2 protein-coding genes are annotated in these 1,726 nt (G+C 49.7%); both read left to right on the top strand.

Features of this window, described 5'->3' with window-relative positions; translation table 11 throughout:
- Window positions 1-168: 168 nt before the first annotated feature.
- On the top strand, window positions 169-1,020 hold the full coding sequence (locus WMO41_RS15780; RefSeq protein WP_349230589.1) for a hypothetical protein: 852 nt from the start codon (window positions 169-171) through the stop codon (window positions 1,018-1,020).
- 192 nt (window positions 1,021-1,212) lie between these two features.
- Window positions 1,213-1,395: a hypothetical protein gene (locus tag WMO41_RS15775; RefSeq protein WP_349230588.1), complete on the top strand. Its 183-nt coding sequence runs from the start codon at window positions 1,213-1,215 to the stop codon at window positions 1,393-1,395.
- Window positions 1,396-1,726 lie beyond the last annotated feature (331 nt).

Raw genomic sequence — 1,726 nt, 5'->3', positions numbered from 1 at the left:
GGCAAAAATCCCATTGCCGAAGGCAATTTTCAATGGATTTTTGCCCGTAACTGTGAGGGTACTGAACAGTTACGGACAAACTATTTATGAATGATACAAGCTCTGCACCAGCTTCCTGGTTTTGTCATATGGTATAGTGTAACCACTTCAAAAAGGGGACAACAGCATATGGCATTTTTCACGAATCAGGCGCAGCTGCGTTACGGAAATGAAGTAGCCAATTCCAATATTACTGTGGGAGAAATTCAGGAAGTTCTGGCTGTCACCAAGACTGCGGTAAAACGGACCTACCGGCAGGATGATACCGTAACCTATATCATCAGTATTGTGAATTCCGGCACCACAGAGTATACCGGTCTGACTTTGACGGATGACCTGGGACGATATGCCTTCGGAGAAGAAGAGCGTACTCCGCTGGATTACGTTGCAGGAACCATCCACTACTACCGGAATGGTGTCATCCAGACGGCTCCCACGGTGGAAGCGGGACCGCCCCTTGTGATCACTGGAATCAGCGTGCCGGCAGGCGGCAATGCCACCATCGTTTATGAGACCCGACTGAACGCCTACGCGCCGCTACGGATCGAATCGGAGATCACCAACGTGGTGACCGTATCCGGAACCTGCATTACCGGAATCACTGCAACGGAAACCATTTCCGCGGTGGCAGAGCCGATCCTCTCCATCACCAAATCTGTCAGCCCGGTTCCGGTAACCGAGTGCGGCAGACTGACCTACACCTTTGTGATCCAGAACACCGGCAATGTTCCGGCAGATCCGACCACCGAAGTTATCGTGACGGATACCTTTGATCCGATCTTAAGAGACCTGACAGTTACCTTCAACGGAACCGCCTGGACCGATCCCACCAACTACACCTACGATGAAACCACAGGTGCCTTTGCTACAGTACTTGGCGAAGTAACGGTTCCGGCGGCCATCTACACCCAGGACCCGGAAACCGGAGAGTGGACCACCAGCCCGGGTGTCAGCACTTTGATCGTGACTGGAACAATCTGAAGTGTTGAATAAGCAGCAGAAGATAAACTCTGTAGCTTTTGAGATCGATACGGAATTGCAGATATTTGAGGTAAACGCACCTGAGGTCCGGGACTATGTGCCCCGGGCCTCATTGCAATTTCAGTCCGGGCTTGCTATAATTTCAGAAGAAAGTTCGAAAGAAACAGGGAAACGAGTCAGGAGGAATGAAACATGGGAAAATCAGGAAAAGAACGGCGGGCCATCATGCGCGATTATCTGGAGACACACGACCTCGATTCCGCGCAGTCACCGTTAAAATACGATCTGCACAAATATGCGTCCTATCTGGAGAAACATCATCTGGATGCGAAGAATGTGAAGCCGGAGATACTGGAGAAGTTTCGAATTCAATAGCAATATAGGGACGGATCGTAACTGTGAGGGTACTGAACAGTTACGACGGATCTACTAAAGGTCCGGAAGTGAAAGAGCCCGCCTCCCTTTATTTCCACATATCGTTGTTTGCTTGCTCTCGCTAACACGCGTTCGCCTGTGTCGGATTAACATCCGCCACATTCGGATGTGTGTGCTCAAGATGCAAACAACCAGATATGCGGAAAATACCGGGAGACGGGCTCTTTCACTTCCTACTATATTGGCTCCGCCACGGATAATAACAACACAGCCAGAATGGTATTGATAAAGCCAAAATTTTCAGCTTTCATCAATATCTTTCTGGCTGCGT

Source organism: Ventrimonas faecis, from assembly GCF_040096075.1.
GTDB classification, from domain to species: Bacteria; Bacillota; Clostridia; order Lachnospirales; family Lachnospiraceae; genus Brotaphodocola; species Brotaphodocola faecis.
Note: the sequence above shows the minus strand (reverse complement) of the source record. Positions and strands in the feature narration are given on the sequence as shown.

Bases quoted from the DNA above. Each gene is read 5' to 3' on its own strand.
- WMO41_RS15780 (WP_349230589.1), top strand. From the start codon at position 169: ATGGCATTTTTCACGAATCAGGCGCAGCTGCGTTACGGAAATGAAGTA.
- WMO41_RS15775 (WP_349230588.1), top strand. From the start codon at position 1,213: ATGGGAAAATCAGGAAAAGAACGGCGGGCCATCATGCGCGATTATCTG.